At 66.5% G+C, this 3,205-nt stretch carries 2 protein-coding genes; both read right to left on the reverse strand.

What is annotated here, in order from left to right:
• A partial coding sequence (locus tag JHD07_RS24125; RefSeq protein WP_291626605.1) for a diguanylate cyclase occupies nt 1–2,244 on the reverse strand: 2,244 nt, incomplete at its 3' end.
• Nucleotides 2,245–2,399: 155 nt separating this feature from the next.
• Nucleotides 2,400–3,205: MFS transporter (locus tag JHD07_RS24130; RefSeq protein WP_291626607.1), on the reverse strand; the 806-nt coding region annotated here is incomplete at its 5' end.

Raw genomic sequence — 3,205 nt, forward strand, 5'->3', positions numbered from 1 at the left:
GCTGAGACTCGAATAGCCGGTGCCGAAATCGTCGACGGAGAGGCCGACGCCGAGCTCGCGGATCGCGTTCATCGTCTCCAGCGCTGCGGCGCCGTCCTGCATGAACGCGCCTTCGGTGATCTCCAGCATCAGCGCGTCCGCAGGCAGATCGTGCTCGGCCAGGATGTCTTCGAGCCGCGCGGCCAGCGTGACGTTGCGGAAGTTGATCGGCGACAGGTTCACCGACACGCAAGGAATGTTCAGGCCGGCGCGGCGCCAGCTCGCCATCTGCCGGCACGCCTCGCGCACCGACCACAGGCCGATCTGCTCGATCAGGCCGCATTCCTCGGCGAGCGGAATGAATTTGGCCGGCGAGACGTCGCCGAGCACGGCATCATGCCAGCGCGCCAAGGCCTCGACGCCATGGATCGCGCCGTCGCAGCTGCGGACCTGCGGCTGGTAGCTGAGGGTCAGCGCGCCATCCGCGACGGCACGGCGGAGCGCTGCGATCAGCGCCAGGCGCTGCTCGGTGAGCCCGTTCATCTCGGCGCTGAAGATGCGATGGGTCGAACGTCCCCCCTGCTTGGCCATGTACATGGCGGCGTCGGCCTGTTGCATCAGCGTGTCGATGTCGGTGGCGTAATCTGGATAGAGGCTGATGCCGATGCTGGCGGACATCGGCATCAGCTTCGATCCCAGCCGCAGGGGCCGCGCCAGCGCCTCCGTGACGTCAGCGGCGACGCGCCCGGCGCTCGCGGCGTCACGCTGCGGCAGCAAGATGACGAATTCGTCGCCGCCGAGCCGGCCCAGCATGTCGCCAGGGCCGATGTGCTCGCGCAGGCGCTGCGCCAGCTGGACCAGGAGCTCGTCGCCGGCGGCGTGGCCGAGCGTGTCGTTGACGTCCTTGAAATGATCGACGTCCAGGAAGGCCAGCGCAACGTGGCCGCCGGTCGGGCAGGCATCGATCGCGGTGGTGATCAGATGCCGGAGCTGAGCCCGGTTCGGCAGGCCGGTGAGGATGTCGTGATAGGCGAGCCGCGCGATCTCGGCGCGGGCCTCCTTGCGCTCGATCGCGAAGGCGCCGAGGCTGACGCAGGCCTCGACGATGCGCCGGTGCCAATTGCTCGGCGCGCGCGGCTCGCGATAGTAGAACGCGAAGGTCGCGATGACGCGGCCGTCCTTGGCCTTGATCGGGGTCGACCAGCAGGCGCGCAGGCCGATCCCGAGCGGCATCGCCTTGTAAGGCTGCCAGCGCGGATCCGTCTCCAGATCGGTCGTCAGCACCGGCTCGCCATGGAAGGCCGCGCTTCCGCAGGAGCCCACGTTGGGGCCGATCGCGACGCCGTCAAGCGCACGGGAATAATCCTCAGGCAGGCTCGGACCCCCGAGCGGATGGATCAAGCCGGCGGCGTCGATGTGAAGCAGCGAACTGACGACGTCGGGTGCGATCTCCTCGACGCGGCGGCACAGCCGGTCTGCGATCTCACCGATCGGCACCTCGTCCGCGAGCGCGCTCATGATGAGTTGCTGGAGCGAACGCAGCTGCTTGGTCTCGGTGATGTCGTCGAGCAGCACGAAGATGTACTTGACCCGCCCCTTGCCGTCGCGGAAGGCATCGATCCGCGCGGAGACCCAGATTTCCTCCCCGTTCTTGTCGCAAACCAGCACCTCCGTCTCGCCGCCATGACCACCGCGCTTGAGGCGGCCGACCCACTTGGCAACGGCCCTGCGATCGGTGTAGCGGCCGGCAATGAGCTCGCTGGCGCGGCGGCCTTCGGCCTCGTCGCTACTGTAGCCGAACAGCGCCGTGAACGCCGAGTTGACATAGACGATGTTCTGCTCGACATCGGTGATGATCACCGCGCGGTTGGTCTGGTCGGAAACGGCGTGGAGGAGCCCGATCCTTGCGCGGCGGTCAGCGTCGACAGTGACGTCGCGTGCAAACACGATATGATGGGCGGAGCTACTGACCGTCGCTGACGACACCGACACCATCGCCCTGATGCGGCTGCCATCGCGCCGTACGAGGCTGATCTCCTCGCGGAAAGCGACGGTCGCGCCAGGCTGGAGGCAATTGAGGGTCAGAACGGCAGCATCGCAGCCGAGCACGTCGGCCGCGGGAAGCTTCCATAGGCTCTCTGCGGCGGGGTTGAAATATGCGATACGGTGCGCGTCATCGACGATGACGACGGCATCCTCGGCGCGTTCGAGCGCGGCCCAGAGCACGTCCGGCTTTTCGGCTGCAAGACAATCGGTGGCGGACATCGTCAGACCAGAAGTATCGGGAATAAACGGCAATCGGCTGAGACTAGCGTTCCGATGGTGTCCAAGACGTTCTTGCCGATCCACCGCATTGCGCCAAGACGCGACATGCTTAACGTTCGGCGAAAACGCCGAAGGTACCTTGGTGCGTACAGGTCCTACTCGGAGCCGGTCTTGACCGCGTGCAGCCGGCCGGCCACGGCTCGCACCTTGCCCGGCGCTGCTCGCCAGATCGCGAGCGCCGACAAGCCGCTCACGAGGATGGCGATGCCGAAGGCGAGCGTGTAGTCGCCGGAACGATCATGGAGCAGGCCGGTGACCCACGGGCCGGCCGCGCCGCCCGCGAGCGCCGCCAGCATGATGGTGCCGAAGATGCTGCCCTGGTGCCGGCCCTGGAAGATCTCGAACACCACCGCGCCCATGATCGAGGTGAGACCGTAGCCGAGCGCTCCTTGCGTGAACACCATGAGATAGACCAGCCAGAGCGAAGGCTGATATTTCAGCGCGATCAGCGCGGCGAAGCAGACGACGAAGCCCGCGCAGCTGATCGCCCAGACCCATTCCCGGCCGATGCGGTCGGAGACATGGCCCAGCAGGATCTGGCCTGGAATGCCGAGGAGGCTGACGATGCCGAGTGCCCACACTGCAACATTGGAGCTGAAGCCGATGTCGAGCAGAAACTTGGTCTGGTGCACCTGCACCGCGTACCAGATGTAAAGGCCGCAGAAATAGCCGAGCGCGATCCACCAGAATCGCGCGGTCGCGACGGCGCGCTTCAGCGTCCAGTCGGTACTGACCCACACGGCGTCGACCACATTGGAGATCGGTCTTGGAGCGCCTGCGGCTGGGGCGGCATCGCCGTCCGGCTGAAGGCCGATGTCCTCGGGACGCCTGCGCAGCAATAGATTGATCGGAGCCAGCGCGATCAGGACGAGCAGGCCGATTGCGGTGCAGGCGGTGCGCC

It is taken from the genome of Bradyrhizobium sp. (genome assembly GCF_016462955.1).
Lineage (GTDB): Bacteria > Pseudomonadota > Alphaproteobacteria > Rhizobiales > Xanthobacteraceae > Bradyrhizobium.